The following is a 19903-nucleotide window of genomic DNA, read 5'->3' on the forward strand; positions in this document are numbered from 1 at the left end:
AGATTGAGGATAGTAAGAGGGATACGCCATGCCGATTCAGGTGTTGCCACCGCAACTGGCTAACCAGATCGCTGCCGGAGAAGTGGTTGAGCGTCCGGCTTCGGTCGTGAAGGAGCTGGTGGAAAACAGTCTGGATGCAGGTGCGACCCGGATTGATATCGACATCGAGCGCGGCGGCACGAAGCTGATCCGTATTCGTGACAATGGTTCGGGGATTGGAAAGGATGAATTAACGCTGGCGCTGGCGCGTCATGCGACCAGCAAAATCGCCACGCTCGACGATCTGGAAGCCATCGTGAGTATGGGGTTTCGCGGCGAAGCGCTGGCAAGTATCAGTTCCGTCTCTCGTCTAACCCTGACATCGCGCACCGCCGAACAATCCGAAGCCTGGCAGGCCTACGCCGAAGGGCGTGACATGGCAGTGACGGTTAAACCCGCGGCTCACCCTGTGGGCACCACGCTGGAAGTGCTGGATCTGTTTTATAACACGCCCGCCCGCCGTAAATTTATGCGCACCGAAAAAACCGAATTCACACATATTGATGAGGTGGTGCGCCGCATCGCGCTGGCGCGTTTCGATGTCGCCATCACGCTACATCATAACGGTAAGCTGATGCGGCAGTACCGTGCGGCACCGGATAAAAGCCAGTATGAACGCCGTTTGGGCAGCATCTGCGGGGCGACGTTCCTGCAACATGCGCTGGCAGTGTCATGGCAACACGGTGATCTCACCATTCATGGCTGGGTAGCCGATCCGGTTGGAGCCAAGCAACTGCCTGATATGCAGTATTGCTACGTGAATCAGCGCATGATGCGTGACCGGCTGATTAATCATGCCATCCGGCAGGCTTATCAGGATCAGCTTAGTGACGAGCAGCAGCCCGCCTATGTGCTGTATCTGGAGATCGACCCGCATCAGGTGGATGTCAATGTGCATCCTGCCAAGCATGAAGTTCGGTTCCATCAGGCGCGTCTGGTACATGACTTCATCTATCAGGCGGTGATGTCCGTTCTGCAACAGGCATCCTCACCGGCGCTTGGCATAACAGAGCCGGAAACCGGGAAACCCGTGCAATGGCAGCAGGAAAACCGTACCGCCGCCGGTGAAAACCATTTTGCCCAGCCGTCACGTACCGATAGTTCGCCGTCGTATGGTGGGAAAACGCCGCGCGCAGGTCATTCCGGTCAGGCGAAAGAATCTGCTTATTCTGGCTATCAGCCGGAGAATCCGTACCAGAAGAAGCAGGGTGATCTGTATAAGACGCTGCTGCAACCTGCGGATAACGCAGCAAGTGCACCGCCGTCGTCTGGTGAGCGTATTTCTGCACCGTCGAGTCACGTTATGTCGCCGGATAGGGTTGCCCCATCCACGGCATCGCATGACGCACCGCCAAATCGAACCGCGACGGACACCGCCGCGAGCAATAACAAGCAACGTGCGCCGGTTGAATCACCGCTGGAAAGCCAATCAAACGGTTTTGGGCGGGTATTGACGGTTTATCCGCCGTGCTACGCGCTGTTGGAGTACCATAAGGGATTGGCGATGCTGTCGCTTTCCGTTGCTGAACGCTATCTGAAAGCGGTGCAGTTGACGCCGCCGGAAGAAGGGCTGCGGGCGCAGCCGTTGCTGATTCCGCAGCGCCTGACGTTGAGTAAATCCGAGCTGAACGTGTTGTCTGCCCATCACGCTTTGCTGGCGCGTTTTGGTATTGATGTCGTGGTTGAGTCACAACGTGCCACATTGCGTGCCGTACCTTTACCATTGCGCCAACAAAATTTACAAAACTTGATCTCCGAACTGATAGGCTATCTGGCCGACTATCAGACGGTTGAGACACAGCAGGTGGAACCTGGCGAATTGGCGTCGTGGATGGCAACGCGATTGCAGAGTGAGCAGGAAAGCTGGAGTCATTCTCAGGCCATACAATTACTGGCGGATGTCGAGCGGCTTTGTCCGCAGTTGGCGAAAACGCCGCCGTCTGAACTTTTATCTGTGATGGACATCCAGGATGCCATCAAGGCTTTAAAGCATGAGTGATGTAGAACAAGCGTCGTTGCCGCCCGCCATTTTTATCATGGGGCCGACGGCGTCAGGAAAAACGGCATTGGCAATGGCGTTACGAGAATATTTGCCGGTAGAGTTGATTAGCGTAGATTCCGCCCTCATCTATAAAGATATGGATATTGGGACGGCGAAACCGAGTGCGGAAGAGCTGGCACTGGCCCCGCATCGGTTAATCGATATTCTCGATCCGACAGAGTCCTATTCTGCGGCAGATTTTCGCCGTGATGCGCTACGTGAGATGGCAGACATTACCGCCGCCGGACGCATTCCCCTGTTAGTCGGGGGGACGATGCTGTATTTCAAGGCGCTGCTGGAGGGACTTTCTCCTCTGCCGTCAGCCGATCCTGCCGTGCGCCAACGCATTGAAGAGCAGGCAAAAGAAATCGGCTGGGAAGCGATGCATCGGCAGCTCAGTGAGATCGATCCGGTAGCAGCAATTCGGATTCATCCAAATGATCCGCAGAGACTCTCGCGAGCACTGGAAGTTTTTTTCGTTTCAGGTAACACTTTAACTGAACTGACAAAAACGTCTGGCGACGCGCTGCCCTATCATGTTCATCAGTTTGCTATCGCCCCGGCGACGCGTGAATTGTTGCATGAGCGGATTGAACAGCGCTTTCATCAGATGTTGGCGGCAGGTTTTGAGACAGAAGCCCGGACATTATTTGCCCGGCATGACCTTCATACGGATATGCCCTCTATTCGTTGCGTTGGTTATCGCCAGATGTGGTCATATTTATCCGGTGAAATTGATTACGATGAGATGGTTTATCGGGGAATTTGTGCGACGCGTCAGTTAGCGAAGCGTCAAATGACCTGGCTGCGCGGTTGGGATGATGTCTGCTGGCTGGATAGCGAAAAACCGACTGAAGCACTGGACAAGGTGATACAGGTTGTTAGTGCATAGGTTGAGTGATTGTGTACAATCGGTGAGTCTCAGCGTGCAAGTTTTTTTACACCGTTATTTTAGAGCCGTAGGGTTCTTTGTTACAAACAACATACAAATAAGGAAAATATAGAATGGCTAAGGGGCAATCTTTGCAAGATCCGTTCTTGAACGCTTTGCGTCGTGAACGTGTTCCGGTTTCGATTTATTTGGTGAACGGTATTAAGTTGCAAGGTCAGATCGAATCTTTCGATCAGTTCGTGATTTTGTTGAAAAACACGGTAAGTCAGATGGTTTATAAGCACGCCATCTCTACAGTTGTTCCTTCTCGCCCAGTCTCTCACCATAGCAACAATCCAGGCGGCAGCAACAACTATCACGGTAGTAACACGACTGCTCAGCAGCAGTCGCAGGAAGCTGATGACGCCGAATAAGGCGTATTGTCAATTCACCACGGCGTGGGAGAGCTGGACGCATCGCTCGGCTCCTTCGCTGTGGTGTTTTTTGCTCGTTTGAGAGGTTACTCGCTTGTTTGACCGTTATGAATCAGGTGAACGGGCCATATTAGTTCATATTTTCTTTTCGCAAGATAGAGATACAGAAGATCTGCTGGAGTTTGAATCTCTGGTTTCTTCTGCCGGTATTGAATCCTTGCAGGTTGTTACTGGCAGCCGTAAGTCGCCTCACCCCAAGTATTTTGTCGGGGAAGGCAAAGCTGAAGAAATTGCTCAGGTAGTAAAAGAAACGGGCGCGTTTGTCGTGCTGTTTGATCATGCGCTGACGCCTGCTCAGGAACGTAATCTGGAGCGTTTGTGCGAGTGCCGGGTGATCGATCGTACCGGACTGATTTTAGATATTTTTGCCCAGCGTGCGCGTACGCACGAGGGGAAATTACAGGTAGAACTGGCACAGCTGCGCCACCTTGCGACCCGACTGGTTCGCGGCTGGACGCACCTTGAACGTCAGAAAGGCGGTATCGGTTTGCGTGGCCCGGGTGAAACCCAGCTTGAAACCGACCGTCGTTTATTGCGTAACCGTATCATGCAGATACTGTCGCGTCTTGAACGGGTAGAAAAACAGCGTGAACAAGGGCGCCGGTCGCGGGTTCGTGCCGATGTTCCCACCGTTTCGCTGGTGGGCTATACCAACGCGGGTAAATCCACGCTGTTTAACACGATTACATCGGCGGGCGTCTATGCCGCCGATCAGTTATTTGCCACACTGGATCCAACATTGCGCCGCATTCAAGTGGATGATGTGGGTGATACGGTGTTGGCGGATACCGTAGGTTTTATCCGGCAGTTGCCCCACGATTTGGTGGCTGCGTTTAAGGCTACATTACAGGAAACACGTCAGGCCTCGCTGCTGCTGCACGTTGTTGATGCCGCCGATCCTCGTCTTGACGAGAACATTGAAGCGGTTGATGACGTATTGGCGGAAATTGAGGCGGACGAAATACCTGCGCTGTTGGTAATGAACAAGATTGATATGCTGGATGATTTCGTTCCGCGTATCGATCGCAACGAAGAGAACCTACCGGTACGGGTCTGGCTTTCAGCACAGACCGGCGACGGTATTCCGTTGCTATTTCAGGCATTGACTGAGCGGCTTTCCGGGGAAATCGCACAACATACCTTGCATCTTCCCCCGCAGGCAGGACGCTTGCGTAGTCGTTTTTACCAGCTTCAGGCAATAGAAAAAGAATGGATTGAAGAGGATGGGCAAATTGGTTTGGTTATTCGTATGCCGATTGCTGACTGGCACCGCCTCTGCAAAAAAGAGCAGGAACTGCTGGACTATATTGTCTGATTTGACTGGTACAAACAGTCTGAGCGGTGAAATAGTCTGACGGACTCTGGGATATTGAACCTGAAGAACACCTATCATAAAGAATGGAGCTAAAACATGGCGTGGAATCAGCCCGGTAATAACGGACAAGACCGCGACCCGTGGGGGAGCAGCAGCAATAATGGCGGCAACTCTGGCGGAAATAACAATAAAGGTGGCCGAGATCAGGGGCCGCCGGATCTGGACGACATCTTCCGTAAGCTGAGCAAAAAACTCGGCGATCTGGGTGGCGGAAAAGGTTCAGGCTCAAGCAACAGCGGAAATTCTGGCGGCCCAGCACTGGGTGGCCGGATCGTCGGTATCGCTGCCGTCGCTGCGGTTGTCATCTGGGCTGCTACTGGTTTCTATACCATTAAAGAAGCGGAACGCGGTGTCGTCACGCGCTTTGGTAAATTCAGCCATTTGGTTGGTCCGGGTCTTAACTGGAAACCGACCTTCATCGATTCTGTTCGCGCGGTGAACGTTGAATCGGTGCGTGAACTGGCGACGTCGGGCGTGATGTTGACGTCAGATGAAAACGTCGTGCGCGTTGAAATGAACGTGCAGTATCGTGTCACGCAGCCAGAACAATATCTGTTCAGTGTAACCAATGCGGATGACAGCCTGCGTCAGGCAACTGACAGTGCGCTGCGCGGCGTTATTGGTAAATACACGATGGACAAAATTTTGACGGAAGGCCGTACCATTGTGCGTACGGATACTCAGCGTGTACTGGAAGAAACCGTTCGTCCGTACAACATGGGTATCACGCTGCTGGACGTCAACTTCCAGACCGCACGTCCGCCGGAAGAAGTGAAGGCCGCGTTTGATGATGCGATTGCCGCACGTGAAAACGAACAGCAATATATTCGTGAAGCGGAAGCGTACGCGAACGAAGTTCAGCCGCGTGCTAACGGTCAGGCGCAACGTATTCTGGAAGAGTCTCGCGCTTATAAAACCCGTACCGTTCTGGAAGCTCAGGGTGAAGTTGCCCGTTTTGCCAGAGTCTTACCGGAATATAAAGCTGCACCGGAAATCACCCGTGAGCGTTTGTATATCGAAACGATGGAACGCGTACTGAGCCATACTCGTAAAGTTCTGGTCAATGACAAGGGGGGCAACCTGATGGTGCTGCCGTTGGATCAGATGCTGCGTGGACAAGGCGGTGAAAATACGCAAAGCAATAACAGTAGCAGCGCTAACCCACTGCGTTTGCCTGGCAACAGCAGCGGTGCGACGAATAGCAATCAAACGCGCAGCAGTAACAATGGAAATATCATGGATCAGCGCAGAGCAAATGCGCAGCGTGATGACTTCACTCGAGTAGGGAGAGAATAATCGATGCGTAAGCCCTTACTATTTATCCTGATCCTGGTACTGATGGTGGTCTATGCGTCACTGTTTGTGGTGCAGGAAGGCCAGCGCGGCATTGTGATGCGTTTTGGCAAAGTATTGCGTGATGACGACAATAAGCCGCTGATCTATGCACCGGGGTTGCAGTTCAAGATTCCGTTTATCGACTCAGTGAAAATGCTGGATGCGCGTATCCAGACCATGGAAAACCAGGCTGACCGCTTTATCACAAAAGAGCAGAAAGACCTGATTGTCGATTCTTACCTTAAGTGGCGTATCAGCGATTTCAGCCGTTACTATCTGGCAACGGGCGGTGGTGACATCTCTCAGGCTGAAGTACTGCTGAAACGTAAGTTCAGTGACCGTCTGCGTTCCGAGATTGGTCGTCTGGATGTGAAAGGCATTGTTACCGACTCGCGTGGTCAACTGATGTCTGACGTGCGTGAAGCGCTGAATACCGGTACCGGTGAAACGACCGAAGCCGATAATGCGATTGCTTCTGCTGCTGCGCGTGTTGAGAAAGAGACAACGAGCAACGAACCTCATATCAACCCTAACAGTATGGCTGCGCTGGGTATTGAGGTTATCGATGTGCGAATTAAGCAAATCAACCTGCCAACTGAAGTCTCTGACGCAATTTACCAACGTATGCGTGCAGAGCGTGAAGCGGTAGCTCGTCGCCACCGTTCACAAGGTCAGGAAGAGGCTGAAAAGCTGAAAGCGACGGCCGACTATGAAGTCACCCGTACGCTGGCTGAAGCTGAACGTCAGGGACGTATCACCCGTGGTGAAGGGGATGCCGAAGCGGCGAAACTGTTTGCTAATGCATTCAGTGAAGATCCTGACTTCTACGCTTTCGTTCGTAGCCTGCGCGCGTATGAAAACAGCTTCAGTAATAATCAGGACGTGATGGTGCTCAGCCCGGATAGCGACTTCTTCCGCTACATGAAGTCACCGGAAAGCAGCATGGTTCCACGCCGCTGATAGTCATTCACTAACGTCTCATCAAGCCCGGGTTCTTTCTCCGGGCTTTTTTTTGCCATTTTCTGGCAGAGACAAATCCAAGAGTTTGGTCCTGTTCGTACTTGAAGCGGGAAAAGGGGTGGTTATGAATTCAACGATTTGGCTGGCGCTCGGGCTGGTTTTGGTGCTCGAAGGATTGGGGCCGCTGCTGTTTCCCCGTCTCTGGCGACGTATGATTTTGGGAATAGCGCAGTTGCCGGATACTATTTTGCGCCGTTTTGGCGGCGGAATAGTTGTTGCAGGGTGCGTGATCTACTACATGTTGCGTAGCCGGATGGGTGGCTAAAATTAAGCGGAAAAATGTGCGCAATCGTGTGCTAAAAGTACTGAAAGCATCCAAATGAGATGGTAGAATCCTTTTTTAAGCAACCTGGTGATTCTTGAAATGGGTAAGAACGTCGTCGTACTGGGCACCCAATGGGGTGACGAAGGTAAAGGCAAGGTCGTTGACCTGCTGACTGAACGGGCTAAATATGTTGTGCGCTATCAGGGTGGACACAACGCTGGCCACACGCTGGTTATCAACGGTGAAAAAACCGTCCTTCATTTAATTCCTTCTGGCATTCTGCGTGAAAATGTTGTCAGCATCATCGGTAACGGTGTTGTGCTGGCGCCTGACGCATTGATGAAAGAGATGACGGAGCTTGAAGCGCGTGGCGTCCCGGTACGCGAACGTCTGCTGCTTTCTGAAGCCTGTCCGTTAATCCTGCCTTATCACGTCGCGTTGGATAACGCGCGTGAAAAAGCGCGTGGTGCGAAAGCAATTGGTACGACTGGCCGTGGTATCGGCCCTGCGTATGAAGATAAAGTTGCTCGCCGTGGCCTGCGCGTTGGCGATCTGTTTGATAAAGAAACCTTTGCTGTCAAACTGAAAGAGATCGTCGAATACCATAACTTCCAGTTGGTTAACTACTATAAAGCTGACGCTGTCGACTACCAGAAAGTGTTGGACGACGTGTTAGCGATTGCCGATATTCTGACAGGCATGGTCGTTGATGTTTCCGATCTGCTGTACAAAGCGCACCTGCGTGGCGATTTCGTCATGTTTGAAGGCGCACAGGGTACGTTGCTGGATATCGACCACGGTACTTATCCGTACGTGACCTCTTCAAACACCACTGCGGGCGGCGTTGCTACCGGTTCTGGTCTGGGTCCACGCTATGTAGACTACGTACTGGGTATCGTTAAAGCTTACTCTACCCGTGTAGGTGCAGGTCCATTCCCGACTGAACTGTTTGAAGAAGTGGGCGAGCATCTGTCTCAGAAAGGTAACGAGTTTGGCGCGACCACGGGGCGTCGTCGTCGTACCGGCTGGCTGGATGCGGTTGCCGTACGTCGTGCAGTACAGATCAACTCGCTGTCTGGTTTCTGCCTGACCAAGCTGGATGTTCTGGACGGCCTGAAAGAGATTAAAATCTGCGTAGGCTATCGCCTGCCGAACGGCACCGAAGTGGATACGACTCCGCTGGCTGCTGAGGGCTGGGAAGGTCTTGAGCCGATTTACGAAACGATGCCAGGCTGGTCTGAAAGCACGTTTGGCGTGAAAGATCACAGCAAACTGCCGCAGGCTGCGCTGAACTACATCAAACGTATCGAAGAAATCACTGGTGTGCCGATTGATATCATTTCTACCGGCCCAGATCGCAGCGAAACGATGGTGCTGCGCGATCCGTTCGACGCTTGATTTTGCCGCCCTTAATGGGTGAGGCGAAGATGAAAAAGGACGGGATTCCCGTCCTTTTTGCTATCTACCGTTTGGCCGTCGTGGTGTGAACAACGACGGCTTCTACCTGTTATTCCTGAACGTCTTTCGCCTTCTGCGCTTTGTTCTTCAGGCCATCCAGCAGCTTATTGTGGATGTTGCTGAACCCGCCGTTGCTCATCACCAGAATGTGGTCGCCAGGCTGTGCGGTCTTGACGATGTTTTCTACCAGCGTGTCAATATCTGCGCTCCAGTGAGCGGGTTGTACGCAGGCTTCCGCAACTTCTACCACCTGCCATGGAATATGTGTCGGCTGGAATAGAAAAACTTCATCGGCGCGGCCTAATGACGGTGCTAGCTCGTTTTTGCACATCCCCAATTTCATGGTGTTAGAACGGGGTTCAAGCACAGCCAAAATCCGAGCCGTGCCGCCAACCTTGCTGCGTAGCGCCGACAGCGTCGCCAGAATTGCGGTAGGGTGGTGCGCAAAATCGTCATAAACCGTGACGCCGTGCTCCGTACCGCGTAACTCCAGACGACGACGTGCGTTGATAAATCCACCCAGTGCGCGGCAGGCATCAGCAGGCAGTACGCCAACGTGGTGAGCGGCAGCGATAGCCATCAGCCCGTTGTGCATATTGTGTTCGCCCACCAACTTCCAGTGGACTTCACCGACGAGTTCATTGTTCAGGTAAACCTGATATTGGCTGGCATCGATCGCCACTTTTTGTGCACGCCATGTGCCTTCTTCGCCAACCAGTTCCTGCTCGCTCCAGCATCCCATTCCCATCACCTGTTTGAGGTTAAGGTCATTGGCTGGCAGGATGATTTTCCCCGTGCCCGGCACCAGTCGCACAAGATGGTGGAACTGTTTCTGAATGGCTTTCAGATCGTCAAAGATGTCGGCGTGATCGAACTCAAGATTGTTGAGCACCAGCGTTCTTGGGCAGTAATGTACGAATTTGGAACGTTTGTCGAAGAACGCACAGTCGTATTCATCGGCTTCGAGCACCATGAACGGGCTGTCACCCAAGCGTGCGGAAACGGTGAAATTGCCGGGAACTCCGCCGATCACGAAGCCAGGCTGGTAGCCGCAATCTTCCAGAATCCAGGTGACCATCCCCGCCGTGGTGGTTTTGCCATGTGTACCCGCAACGGCAATCACCCAGCGATCGCGCAGCACATAATCATGCAGCCACTGTGGGCCGGAAACATAAGGTAATCCCTGTTCCAGTACGGCTTCAACACACGGGTTTCCGCGCGTCATCGCATTACCGATGATGACCAAATCAGGCGCAGGGCTAAGCTGTGCTGGATCGTATCCCTGAATCAGCGTGATTCCCTGTTCTTCAAGTAAGGTACTCATGGGGGGATAAACATTTGCATCTGAGCCTGTGACGTCATGCCCCAGCGAACGAGCAAGCAGGGCAAGGCCACCCATAAAGGTGCCACAGATACCTAAAATATGAATACGCATACATTTTCCATCTTCACAGTGAGTCTGCGTCACATTCTAACGCTATGAATCCGCCATAAGAAATGGATTTGACTAGGTACTCACTTTCTCTTTGGGCTACACTGCATGCGCAAACGTTGGCGGTGCAGAAATGAAACCGCTTTTCATCCGTAGATTCTGGAATAGTGTTATGAAAACGTTAGGCGAATTTATCGTCGAAAAACAGCACGATTTCTCTCACGCCACAGGTGAGCTTACCGCGCTGCTGTCTGCTATTAAACTGGGTGCCAAGATTATTCACCGTGATATCAATAAAGCGGGTTTGGTTGATATCCTGGGAGCCAGCGGTATTTCGAATGTTCAGGGCGAAGTGCAGATGAAGCTCGATCTGTATGCCAATGAGAAACTGAAAGCGGCATTAAAGGCACGTGGTGAAGTGGCAGGTATCGCCTCCGAAGAAGAAGACGAAATTGTTATCTTTGAAGGTGATAAGGCGGAAAATGCCAAGTATGTCGTTCTGATGGATCCGCTGGACGGCTCGTCGAATATTGATGTAAACGTCTCTGTCGGTACGATTTTCTCTATTTATCGCCGTATTACGCCGCTGGGAACGTCAGTCACGGAAGCTGATTTCTTGCAGCCGGGTAGTCAGCAGGTTGCTGCGGGCTACATCGTTTACGGTTCTTCAACCATGCTGGTGTACACCACGGGTCACGGCGTTCACGCCTTTACTTACGATCCGTCGCTCGGTGTGTTCTGTCTCTCGCATGAAAAAGTTTGCTTCCCGGAAAAAGGGAATATGTATTCCATCAACGAGGGGAACTACATCAAGTTTCCTGTCGGCGTGAAGAAATACATCAAATACTGTCAGGAGCAGGATGAAGAGACGCAGCGTCCTTATACGTCGCGTTACATCGGTTCACTGGTTGCAGATTTCCATCGTAACCTGCTGAAAGGCGGAATTTACCTGTACCCGAGCACGGCGAGCTATCCGAAAGGTAAACTGCGTTTGTTGTACGAATGCAACCCGATGGCGTTTCTGGCGGAGCAGGCGGGCGGTAAGGCCAGCGACGGTAAAAACCGTATTCTGGATATCACGCCAGAGAAACTGCATCAGCGTTCACCGTTCTTCGTAGGAACTGAATCCATGGTTGATGACGTCGAACGTTTCATCCGTGAATTCCCAGACGCCTAATTGCATTAATTAGTCGTTAATACTAATTAGTTATCAATTAATTAGTCATAAATATAGTCCCGTGTGGTCGGATATTCGGCTACACGGGATTGTCTTTTAACGCTGTGCTTCGAACCAGCTCTCCAGAATAATCACCGCAGACGCCGCGTCTACGCTACCTTTATCCAACGCTTTAAAACCACCGCGTTCGAAGAGATCGGCACGTGCTTCCACCGTACTCAAGCGTTCATCGTGTAACTCAATCGCGATGCCAAAACGGCCATGCAGTCGGTTAGCGAACTTCCGCGCCCGTGCCGTCAGGGGTTGTTCGGTGCCATCCATGTTGAGCGGCAAGCCGACGACGGCCAGATCGGGCTGCCATTCTGACAACAGCTTTTCCACTTTTTGCCAATCGGGTATCCCTTCCTGCGCCTTGAACGACGTCAGTGCACGCGCTGTACCGGTAATTTCCTGACCAATGGCGACACCGATACTTTTTGTCCCAAAATCAAAGGCAAGAATGGTTCTGCTGGCCATCAGGCATGTCCTGCTTCGGTGGAGATATTATGAATATCGATACCCAACTTTCTGGCCGCCGCCCGCCAGCGTTCGGCAATTGGCGTATGGAACAGAATGTCTTTATCGGCTGGCGTCGTCAGCCAGGCATTATCCAGCAGTTCTTCTTCAAGTTGGCCGTTCTCCCAGGCGGAGTAGCCTAAGGCGACCAGCGTATTTTTTGGCTGATTAGGCGTACCTAACGTTTCCAGCACGTCTTTGGACGTGGTGATCATTGTGTCCTCAGAAATACTGATGCTGGAACCAAAGCCGGAACAGGGCGTATGCAGGATAAAGCCACGGTCGTCCGCCAGTGGGCCGCCAATGAAGACGGGTTTATCCAATCGAATGGCAGGATCGCGCGGTGTCGGATCTATTTTTAGCTTTTTCAGCACATTTTCCACGGAAAACTGATCCATCGGTTTGTTGATGATCAGCCCCATGGCTCCGTCTTCATTATGTTCGCAGATATAGACCACCGAACGTTTAAATACAGAGTCCTGTAGTGCTGGCATAGCAATGAGGAAGTGATGCTGTAAATTCATTGTGTATTTTTATCGATATCCGTCAGCGTTGGAGAAACGGCCCGTATTGCGCGGGCCGGGTGGCGTGTCAGGTGTCTCTGGTCTTAGCGGGTACGTGCAGCCAGACGCTTTTCAATGGCGTCCATCAGCATGCCAGTGATAGAAACATCCGGGTAAGCCGCTTCGATTTCACGTACGCAGGTCGGGCTGGTGACGTTAATTTCTGTCAGGCGGTCACCGATGATGTCCAGACCGACGAAAATCAGGCCTTTGGCTTTTAAGGTCGGTGCGACATCACGGGCGATTTTCCAGTCGCTTTCGGTTAGCGGACGTGCTTCGCCGCGCCCACCGGCTGCCAGATTGCCGCGTGTCTCACCGCTTTTCGGGATACGTGCCAGGCAGTAAGGAACGGGTTCGCCATCGACCACCAGCACGCGTTTGTCGCCGTCTTTAATTGCCGGCAGATAGTTTTGTGCCATACAGTAACGGGTCGCGTGTTCGGTCAGCGTTTCGATGATGACCGAAACGTTGGCATCATCCTGCTTCAAACGGAAAATAGACGCGCCGCCCATGCCGTCGAGCGGTTTGAGAATGACGTCGCCGTGTTTTTCATGGAATTGACGCAGTTTGTCTGCACGACGCGTAACGAGCGTATCGGGGGTCAGATGCGGGAACCAGGCGGTGAACAGCTTCTCATTGCAATCACGCAGGCTCTGCGGCTTGTTGACGATCAGCGTACCTTTCTCTTCTGCACGTTCCAGAATATAGGTGGCGTAGATGAACTCCGTATCGAACGGCGGATCTTTACGCATCAGCACCACATCCAACTCTTCCAGCGCAATATCCTGCTCGCCGGAGAAATCGTACCAGCCGTCGTAATCGTACTGAACGCTCAGGCGACGCGTTGTTGCACGCGCGACGCCCGCATGCATATAGAGATCGTTCATCTCCATATAATGTAGTTCCCAACCACGGCGCTGTGCTTCCAGCAGCATGGCAAAGCTGGTGTCTTTCTTGATATTGATGGTGTCAATTGGATCCATCACGATACCGAGTTTGATCATTCTTTTCTCCTTTACCCCAAATCGCCGAAACGTACCTGTAAGGCGGTCATGGCGGTGAGTGCAGTGGTTTCTGTGCGCAAGACGCGTGGCCCCAACAGGATATCAGTGAATCCGTGTTCTGAGGTCATGGTAATTTCACCGGCGGTGAGCCCGCCTTCCGGGCCGATCAGTAGCCTGACCCGAGCGACCGGCAGTGGTAACGTATTGATGCTTTGTGTGGCGCGCGGGTGCAGATTTAATTTCAACGCGTTGTCTTGCTCCGCACACCAGGCTTCCAGCGTCATCGCTGGCCGCACCAGCGGCACACAATTGCGGCCGGACTGTTCACAGGCGGCGATCGCAATTTTCTGCCACTGGCTAATTTTTTTCTCCATACGCTCGGCATCCAGTTTGACGCCACAGCGTTCAGAAAGCAGTGGGGTAATCACATTGACGCCCAGCTCGATGGATTTCTGAATGGTAAACTCCATCTTCTCGCCGCGCGACATCACCTGTCCCAGATGTAAATGTAGGGGCGATTCTTTATCTTCCAACTTACCTGCTGTGAAGCGAACGCGCACACTCTTTTTGCCAGCCGTGATGATTTCTGCATCAAAGACATGATTGCTGCCATCAAACAGCTGCAATGACTGACCCGTAGTCATGCGTAACACGCGACCCACATGATTGGCGGCATCGTCACTCAGTTCGACTTCACCACCGTTAAGGGGGAGCGTTTCGGGATGAAAAATGCGTGGTACTCGCATACTGAATTCAGACCTTTGAATAAAATAGAGCGGCGCAGAAACGCCAGAAATAGGCAAAACCACCGTCATCTGGCGGTGGTTTTGCTGGAAACAGATTCGCTATAGTAGGTAGACGAACTAGCGCTGGCAAGCCTGTTGAACGTAGGGATTTGGGTTTCCCTGTTTTGCGGCGATGCGCTGATTGCGGGTACATTCCCACTGGGTGACCGGGTATTGCTTATCCCAGGCTTCGAACAGCTGGGTTTGCTGGCTGGAAAGGCGTAACTGATAGCGGTCGCGCATATAGAAATAGGTACGCGCGATCTGGCCGCGAGCGCGAGCGGGCGGTTCTGCCAGATTATTTTTGAAATCGACCTTCATCTCGCATTGACCATATTGGGATGCACCACCGTTCCATTGTCCATACATGGCATTGCCGCGATCGCCGTTTACTTCGCCGATAGCAGGTTGCAGGTTATGTAAATCGGTTTCCATCTCGCGGTAAACAGGGTCGCTGTTACAGTTCTTTCTGCCACCATCCTGCCAGCACTGGCGCTGGTGGCCGAATTGCCAGGCCGGTACAACGTGCTCCCACTCGATACGGCTGGCACGCTGCTCATTTTTCCTCACCTGATAGCCGCAGGATTCAAGGTCAGGTGTGCCTTTCTTGCCCTGCCACGTAATCTTGCAGCCACAGTAGAACGAACCCGGCGCATCGCGATTAATGTCGACAGCAGCGGCCTTTGCCTGCGAAAAATTATTGATGTTTTGACCCAGCGCGGTAGCCGAAACCAGCGTCGCGCCAACGGCGGCGATAGCGAGAATTTTGCGTAGCATATTCCAAATAATCCACAGGCTGTAAAGTTGGCAGACTACCGGATGTCTCGTCGGCAGGCAAATGCAAAAGCAGTTTTTAAAACTAGAAATTCCCTTTTAAATAGAACTTTTTACATCATGACGTAAGGTTTTCCCGCAACGACGACAGCGATATTCTGTTTCGCCGCGCAGCACCCGATTGTGCCGGCGGATCGTCAGCTCATGCCGTTGGCAATCACACAGGTAGGTGAAGGTTTTCCCCTGTACAGATTGCACCGCAAACCGATGTGTACGTTTTGCCGGGACGTGCAGGACGTTTTCCATCATCCAGCGCCATTCCTTGCCATGCGGTGCGACACGGCCAAAACGTGCATAAACCAGCAGATGAGCCAACTCATGGGGAACGACTTCATCGATAAAGGCCTGCTGATTTTCCTGCAACAAGACAGGATTCAGCCGAATTTCCCAGTGTTGCAGCCAGGCCGTTCCTGCCGTTGAACCGCGTTGCTGGTAGTTTACTGTTGGCTCGGTGTAGTCCGTCTGCAAGGTGAGGTTAGCCTGTTGCAATTTATCACGCAGACAGCGCATTACAGCCTGATGGCTGGCAATGGGGATTCGGGATGTGTTCATTGCTGTGAGCATAAATTGAGTGGCTGGGAGACGCAATAGGTGAAGCGGAGGGAAATGCAGGGGAGATAGAATGAAAAACGGTGAATTTTCATTCGCCGTTTTATACCCGTCATACTTCAAGCTGCATGTGTGTTGGCTTTCCTCGCTCACCCCAGTCACTTACTGGTGTAAGCTCCTGGGGATTCGCTGCGTCGCCGCCTTCATGCAACTCGAATTATTTAGGGTATAGCCTTTATTTAGTCGCTAGATTACAGGCCAGCAGCTTCACGCAGCTCTGCGGCTTTGTCCGTTTTTTCCCACGGGAAATGTTCGCGGCCAAAGTGACCATAGGCTGCGGTTTCCTGATAAATCGGATGCAGCAGATCCAGCATCTGGATTAAGCCGTAAGGACGCAGATCGAAGAATTCACGCACTAGCAGCGTCAACTGCTCGGTGGACACTTTCTCTGTGCCAAAGGTTTCGAGCATGATGGACGTGGGTTCTGCCACGCCGATAGCGTAGGACACCTGAATTTCGCAGCGATCGGCTAGGCCAGCAGCGACGATATTCTTGGCAACATAACGAGCAGCGTAAGCAGCAGAACGGTCTACTTTAGACGGATCCTTACCGGAGAACGCACCGCCGCCGTGACGTGCCGCGCCGCCGTAGGTATCAACGATGATTTTACGGCCAGTTAAACCGCAGTCACCCATTGGGCCGCCGATAACAAAGCGTCCGGTTGGGTTGATGAAATATTTGGTATTGGCAGACAGCCATTCTGCTGGCAGAACCGGTTTGATGATCTCTTCCATCACCGCTTCATGCAGATCTTTCTGGCTGATGTCTTCTGAATGCTGGGTAGACAGCACCACGGCATCGATGCCAGCAATCTTGCCATCGTCGTACAGGAACGTAACCTGACTTTTTGCATCCGGGCGCAGCCACGGCAGAGAGCCGCTCTTGCGGACTTCTGACTGGCGCTGAACCAGACGGTGTGCATAAGTCACGGGGGCTGGCATTAGGACGTCGGTTTCGTTAGTTGCGTAACCGAACATCAGACCCTGATCGCCTGCGCCTTGTTCCAGCGGATCGCGGCGGTCAACGCCCTGATTGATATCAGGAGACTGCTTGCCAATCGCGCTCAGTACGGCGCAAGAGTTAGCGTCAAAGCCCATTTCAGAATTGACATAACCGATATCACGCACGGTACGACGGGTAATTTCTTCGATGTCGACCCAGGCGCTGGTGGTAATTTCACCACCGACTAACACCATGCCGGTCTTTACATAAGTCTCACAAGCGACACGCGCTTTTGGGTCTTGCTCCAGAATGGCGTCGAGAACCGCATCAGAAATCTGGTCAGCAATTTTATCAGGATGTCCTTCAGAGACTGACTCGGACGTAAAAAGGTGTTTAGCCATGAGTTTCTTTACCTTCAAATCAAAGCCGTTAAGCAGTGTATCAGTTAATCGGTATAGACGGATTAACATCTGGATGGCTATTCTAGGTCACCTTTTGGTCTCAGTGCCAGTAGTTTTTCGCATTAGCGCGCCATCGTCCTTTTATCATCGGCCGTTTTTTCTTTTACAAGAGATGACTAGCGGTAATTTTCATTTTGCTTTTCCAGCAGCATGTAGGTATAAACGGCGAGCGGTGATACAACCCGCGACATCTTGAATTTTTTATTGATAGCTGACCGCATAGCCTGCGGCGCACGTGGAGGTGGTAGGATTAATGATCCGTTGTTTACTGAGTATATTGCGTTCGCAATATGTCCCTTTTGACGCTACCGCGTCCGCGACTCAACCCTTCTTTTCCGTTTCTCGACGTAGCCTGTCTTTAAATTCGACACAGGACTCCAGGGCTGGTTAACCTGCCTGTTATTCTTTCTGCCAGAAGCGTTTAGCGTCTTTCTGGTCACGTTCGCCCGGTGATTTTCACAACGAGTTTTATCGACCCGTAACACGGAGCCTGACAACGTGTTTTACACTAATAAGAGTAATAAAGTGACGGCATACTTCACTACGCCGGTTTTTTCACTGTCGATGCCGCATGTTGCAGGTATGCTCATGTGGGCTGTTTATTCAGGTACTGATGTGATCAGCAGTCTAGAAAAAGAAGAGGTTCGTTATGTCTGACGACATGATTCATCACGGCTCGTCAGCGACGGGTAAACATGAAAATTTGCGCTCTATGCAGGAGGTTGCCATGAATGACCGTAATGCCAGCGAAATGCTTCGTACTTACAATATTGCCTGGTGGGGCAATAATTACTATGACGTCAATGAGCTCGGCCACATTAGCGTGTGCCCAGATCCTGACGTACCAGAAGCTCGCGTCGATTTGGCCAGACTGGTCAAAGATATGCAGAAAGATAACCATCAGCGCCTTCCTGCGCTGTTCTGCTTTCCGCAAATCCTTCAGCATCGCCTGCGTTCTATTAACGCTGCGTTTAAACAGGCTCGCGAATCGTTTGGTTATGAAGGCGGGTATTTTCTGGTTTATCCAATCAAGGTGAACCAGCATCGTCGCGTCATTGAGTCACTGGCTAATTCCGGTGAGCCGTTGGGTCTGGAAGCCGGTTCAAAAGCGGAGCTGATGGCGGTACTGGGCCACGCGGGCATGACCCGCACGGTGATTGTGTGTAACGGCTACAAAGACCGTGAATACATCCGTCTGGCACTCATCGGCGAAAAGCTGGGCCACAAGGTTTATCTGGTCATCGAGAAGATGTCCGAAATCCGGTTGGTGCTGGAAGAAGCCGAGCGCTTGAATGTGGTGCCGCGCCTTGGCGTCCGCGCGCGTCTGGCTTCTCAGGGATCGGGCAAGTGGCAATCCAGCGGCGGTGAAAAATCCAAGTTTGGTCTGGCGGCGGTCCAGGTACTGCAACTGGTTGAGATGCTGCGTGAGGCTGGGAAGTTGGATAGCCTGCAACTGCTGCATTTCCATCTGGGATCGCAGTTGGCGAATATCCGTGATATCGCGACGGGCGTGCGTGAATCCGCGCGCTTTTATGTCGAATTGCATAAGTTGGGCGTGAATATCCAGTGCTTTGACGTCGGTGGCGGGTTGGGCGTGGATTATGAAGGCACGCGTTCTCAGTCCGATTGTTCAGTGAACTATGGCCTGAACGAATATGCCAACAACGTGATTTGGGGCATCGGTGATGCCTGTAACGAACATGGGTTGCCGCATCCGACGGTCATCACCGAGTCTGGCCGTGCGGTAACCGCGCACCATACCGTGTTGGTTTCCAATATTATCGGTGTTGAACGCAACGAATTCAGTGACCCGACTGAGCCGGAAGAAGGCGCTCCGCGTGCGCTGGAGAGCCTGTGGTCAACCTGGAAAGAAATCAAGCAGCCGGGGAAACGCCGTTCGCTGCGTGAATGGCTGCACGACAGCCAGATGGACTTGCACGATGTGCATACCCAATACACGCACGGCATGTTGGATCTGACGCAGCGCGCGAAAGCAGAGCAGCTTTATCTGAGCATCTGCCAGATGATTCAGGAACAGCTGGATCCGAGCAACCGAGCACATCGGCCGGTCATCGATGAATTACAGGAGCGGATGGCTGACAAGCTGTATGTCAACTTCTCGCTGTTCCAATCCATGCCGGATGCGTGGGGGATCGATCAGCTGTTCCCGGTAATGCCGTTAGAAGGGCTAAATAAGCCGCCTGAGCGCCGTGCTGTCGTGCTCGATATTACCTGTGATTCCGATGGTACGATCGATCATTATGTCGATGGTGACGGGATCGCGACGACGATGCCGATGCCGCCTTACGATCCAGAAAACCCGCCGCTGCTGGGCTTCTTTATGGTCGGTGCCTATCAGGAAATCCTGGGGAATATGCATAACCTGTTTGGCGATACGTCGACCGTTGACGTGTTTGTCTTCCAGGATGGCACCGTTGAGATTGAAGAATCTGACGAAGGGAATACGGTTGCTGACATGCTGGAATATGTGCAGCTTGACCCCAAAGTGTTGATGACCCGTTTCCGCGATCAAGTGAAAGAAACCGATCTGGATACCGAACTTCAGGCGCAGTTCCTGGAAGAGTTTGAAAGCGGGCTGTACGGCTATACTTATTTGGAAGATGAAGAATAAGTGTGACTGAG

Annotated in this window: 19 protein-coding genes; 11 read left to right on the forward strand and 8 right to left on the reverse strand. The window is 52.3% G+C overall.

The window, feature by feature from the left end; genetic code table 11:
- The first annotated feature begins 28 nt into the window (after nt 1–28).
- The 8 genes from mutL (at nt 29) to MYB54_RS02575 (ending at nt 8838) form a co-directional block, all read left to right on the forward strand.
- Nucleotides 29–2038, forward strand: coding sequence for a DNA mismatch repair endonuclease MutL (gene mutL / locus MYB54_RS02540; RefSeq protein ID WP_104213306.1), 2010 nt, complete (start codon nt 29–31; stop codon nt 2036–2038).
- Entirely contained in the window at nt 2031–2972 is a 942-nt protein-coding gene (miaA, locus tag MYB54_RS02545; RefSeq protein ID WP_104213307.1) for a tRNA (adenosine(37)-N6)-dimethylallyltransferase MiaA, read from the forward strand. The genes mutL and miaA overlap by 8 nt, the downstream gene beginning before the upstream one ends.
- 113 nt (nt 2973–3085) lie before the next feature.
- Nucleotides 3086–3385: an RNA chaperone Hfq gene (gene hfq, locus MYB54_RS02550; protein WP_010285823.1), complete on the forward strand. Its 300-nt coding sequence runs from the start codon at nt 3086–3088 to the stop codon at nt 3383–3385.
- 94 nt (nt 3386–3479) lie between these two features.
- The gene (gene hflX, locus MYB54_RS02555; RefSeq protein WP_010285822.1) at nt 3480–4760 is read left to right on the forward strand and encodes a ribosome rescue GTPase HflX; all 1281 of its coding nucleotides are present in this window, start codon (nt 3480–3482) and stop codon (nt 4758–4760) included.
- A 96-nt stretch (nt 4761–4856) separates the two neighbouring features.
- Nucleotides 4857–6116, forward strand: a complete 1260-nt coding sequence (hflK, locus tag MYB54_RS02560) for an FtsH protease activity modulator HflK (protein ID WP_010285819.1) — start codon at nt 4857–4859, stop codon at nt 6114–6116.
- A 3-nt stretch (nt 6117–6119) separates the two neighbouring features.
- The gene (hflC, locus tag MYB54_RS02565; RefSeq protein ID WP_039283596.1) at nt 6120–7115 is read left to right on the forward strand and encodes a protease modulator HflC; all 996 of its coding nucleotides are present in this window, start codon (nt 6120–6122) and stop codon (nt 7113–7115) included.
- Between the two features lie 124 nt (nt 7116–7239).
- Nucleotides 7240–7440: a DUF2065 domain-containing protein gene (locus MYB54_RS02570; RefSeq protein ID WP_010285804.1), complete on the forward strand. Its 201-nt coding sequence runs from the start codon at nt 7240–7242 to the stop codon at nt 7438–7440.
- 99 nt (nt 7441–7539) lie between these two features.
- A complete protein-coding gene (locus MYB54_RS02575) occupies nt 7540–8838 on the forward strand; it encodes an adenylosuccinate synthase (protein ID WP_014916742.1) in 1299 nt (432 codons plus the stop codon).
- Between the two features lie 109 nt (nt 8839–8947).
- On the opposite strand, the gene mpl is transcribed toward MYB54_RS02575, so the two are convergent.
- The gene (gene mpl, locus MYB54_RS02580) at nt 8948–10333 is read right to left on the reverse strand and encodes a UDP-N-acetylmuramate:L-alanyl-gamma-D-glutamyl-meso-diaminopimelate ligase (protein WP_039501608.1); all 1386 of its coding nucleotides are present in this window, start codon (nt 10331–10333) and stop codon (nt 8948–8950) included.
- A gap of 169 nt (nt 10334–10502) precedes the next feature.
- On the opposite strand from mpl, the gene fbp reads away from it, so the two are divergent.
- Nucleotides 10503–11507 (forward strand): class 1 fructose-bisphosphatase, encoded by a 1005-nt coding sequence (gene fbp, locus MYB54_RS02585; protein ID WP_010285800.1) that lies wholly within the window; start codon nt 10503–10505, stop codon nt 11505–11507.
- Between the two features lie 96 nt (nt 11508–11603).
- Here the strand turns inward: fbp and ruvX are convergent, their stop codons facing one another.
- The 7 genes from ruvX to metK all read right to left on the reverse strand — a co-directional run bounded on the left by ruvX (nt 11604) and on the right by metK (nt 17200).
- The gene (ruvX, locus tag MYB54_RS02590; protein WP_205569080.1) at nt 11604–12023 is read right to left on the reverse strand and encodes a Holliday junction resolvase RuvX; all 420 of its coding nucleotides are present in this window, start codon (nt 12021–12023) and stop codon (nt 11604–11606) included.
- Nucleotides 12023–12586, reverse strand: a complete 564-nt coding sequence (locus MYB54_RS02595) for a YqgE/AlgH family protein (RefSeq protein ID WP_039283593.1) — start codon at nt 12584–12586, stop codon at nt 12023–12025. Before MYB54_RS02595 ends, ruvX begins: the two co-directional genes overlap by 1 nt.
- 83 nt (nt 12587–12669) lie before the next feature.
- Entirely contained in the window at nt 12670–13629 is a 960-nt protein-coding gene (gshB, locus tag MYB54_RS02600; protein WP_010285797.1) for a glutathione synthase, read from the reverse strand.
- Nucleotides 13630–13640: 11 nt separating this feature from the next.
- Nucleotides 13641–14375 carry a 16S rRNA (uracil(1498)-N(3))-methyltransferase gene (gene rsmE, locus MYB54_RS02605; protein ID WP_205591929.1) on the reverse strand — a complete coding sequence of 245 codons (735 nt, stop codon included), beginning with the start codon at nt 14373–14375 and terminating at the stop codon, nt 13641–13643.
- A gap of 117 nt (nt 14376–14492) precedes the next feature.
- Nucleotides 14493–15191: a deoxyribonuclease I gene (gene endA, locus MYB54_RS02610; protein ID WP_110162362.1), complete on the reverse strand. Its 699-nt coding sequence runs from the start codon at nt 15189–15191 to the stop codon at nt 14493–14495.
- Nucleotides 15192–15287: 96 nt separating this feature from the next.
- Nucleotides 15288–15800, reverse strand: coding sequence for a SprT family zinc-dependent metalloprotease (locus MYB54_RS02615; RefSeq protein WP_205593829.1), 513 nt, complete (start codon nt 15798–15800; stop codon nt 15288–15290).
- A gap of 248 nt (nt 15801–16048) precedes the next feature.
- Nucleotides 16049–17200, reverse strand: a complete 1152-nt coding sequence (metK, locus tag MYB54_RS02620; protein ID WP_010285793.1) for a methionine adenosyltransferase — start codon at nt 17198–17200, stop codon at nt 16049–16051.
- 558 nt (nt 17201–17758) lie between these two features.
- On the opposite strand from metK, the gene MYB54_RS02625 reads away from it, so the two are divergent.
- Nucleotides 17759–17917: a hypothetical protein gene (locus MYB54_RS02625; protein WP_005973095.1), complete on the forward strand. Its 159-nt coding sequence runs from the start codon at nt 17759–17761 to the stop codon at nt 17915–17917.
- Nucleotides 17910–19892 (forward strand): biosynthetic arginine decarboxylase, encoded by a 1983-nt coding sequence (speA, locus tag MYB54_RS02630; protein WP_010285791.1) that lies wholly within the window; start codon nt 17910–17912, stop codon nt 19890–19892. The genes MYB54_RS02625 and speA overlap by 8 nt, the downstream gene beginning before the upstream one ends.
- The last annotated feature ends 11 nt before the right edge of the window (nt 19893–19903 follow it).

Source organism: Pectobacterium nicotianae (assembly GCF_023272715.1).
Lineage (GTDB): Bacteria > Pseudomonadota > Gammaproteobacteria > Enterobacterales > Enterobacteriaceae > Pectobacterium > Pectobacterium brasiliense.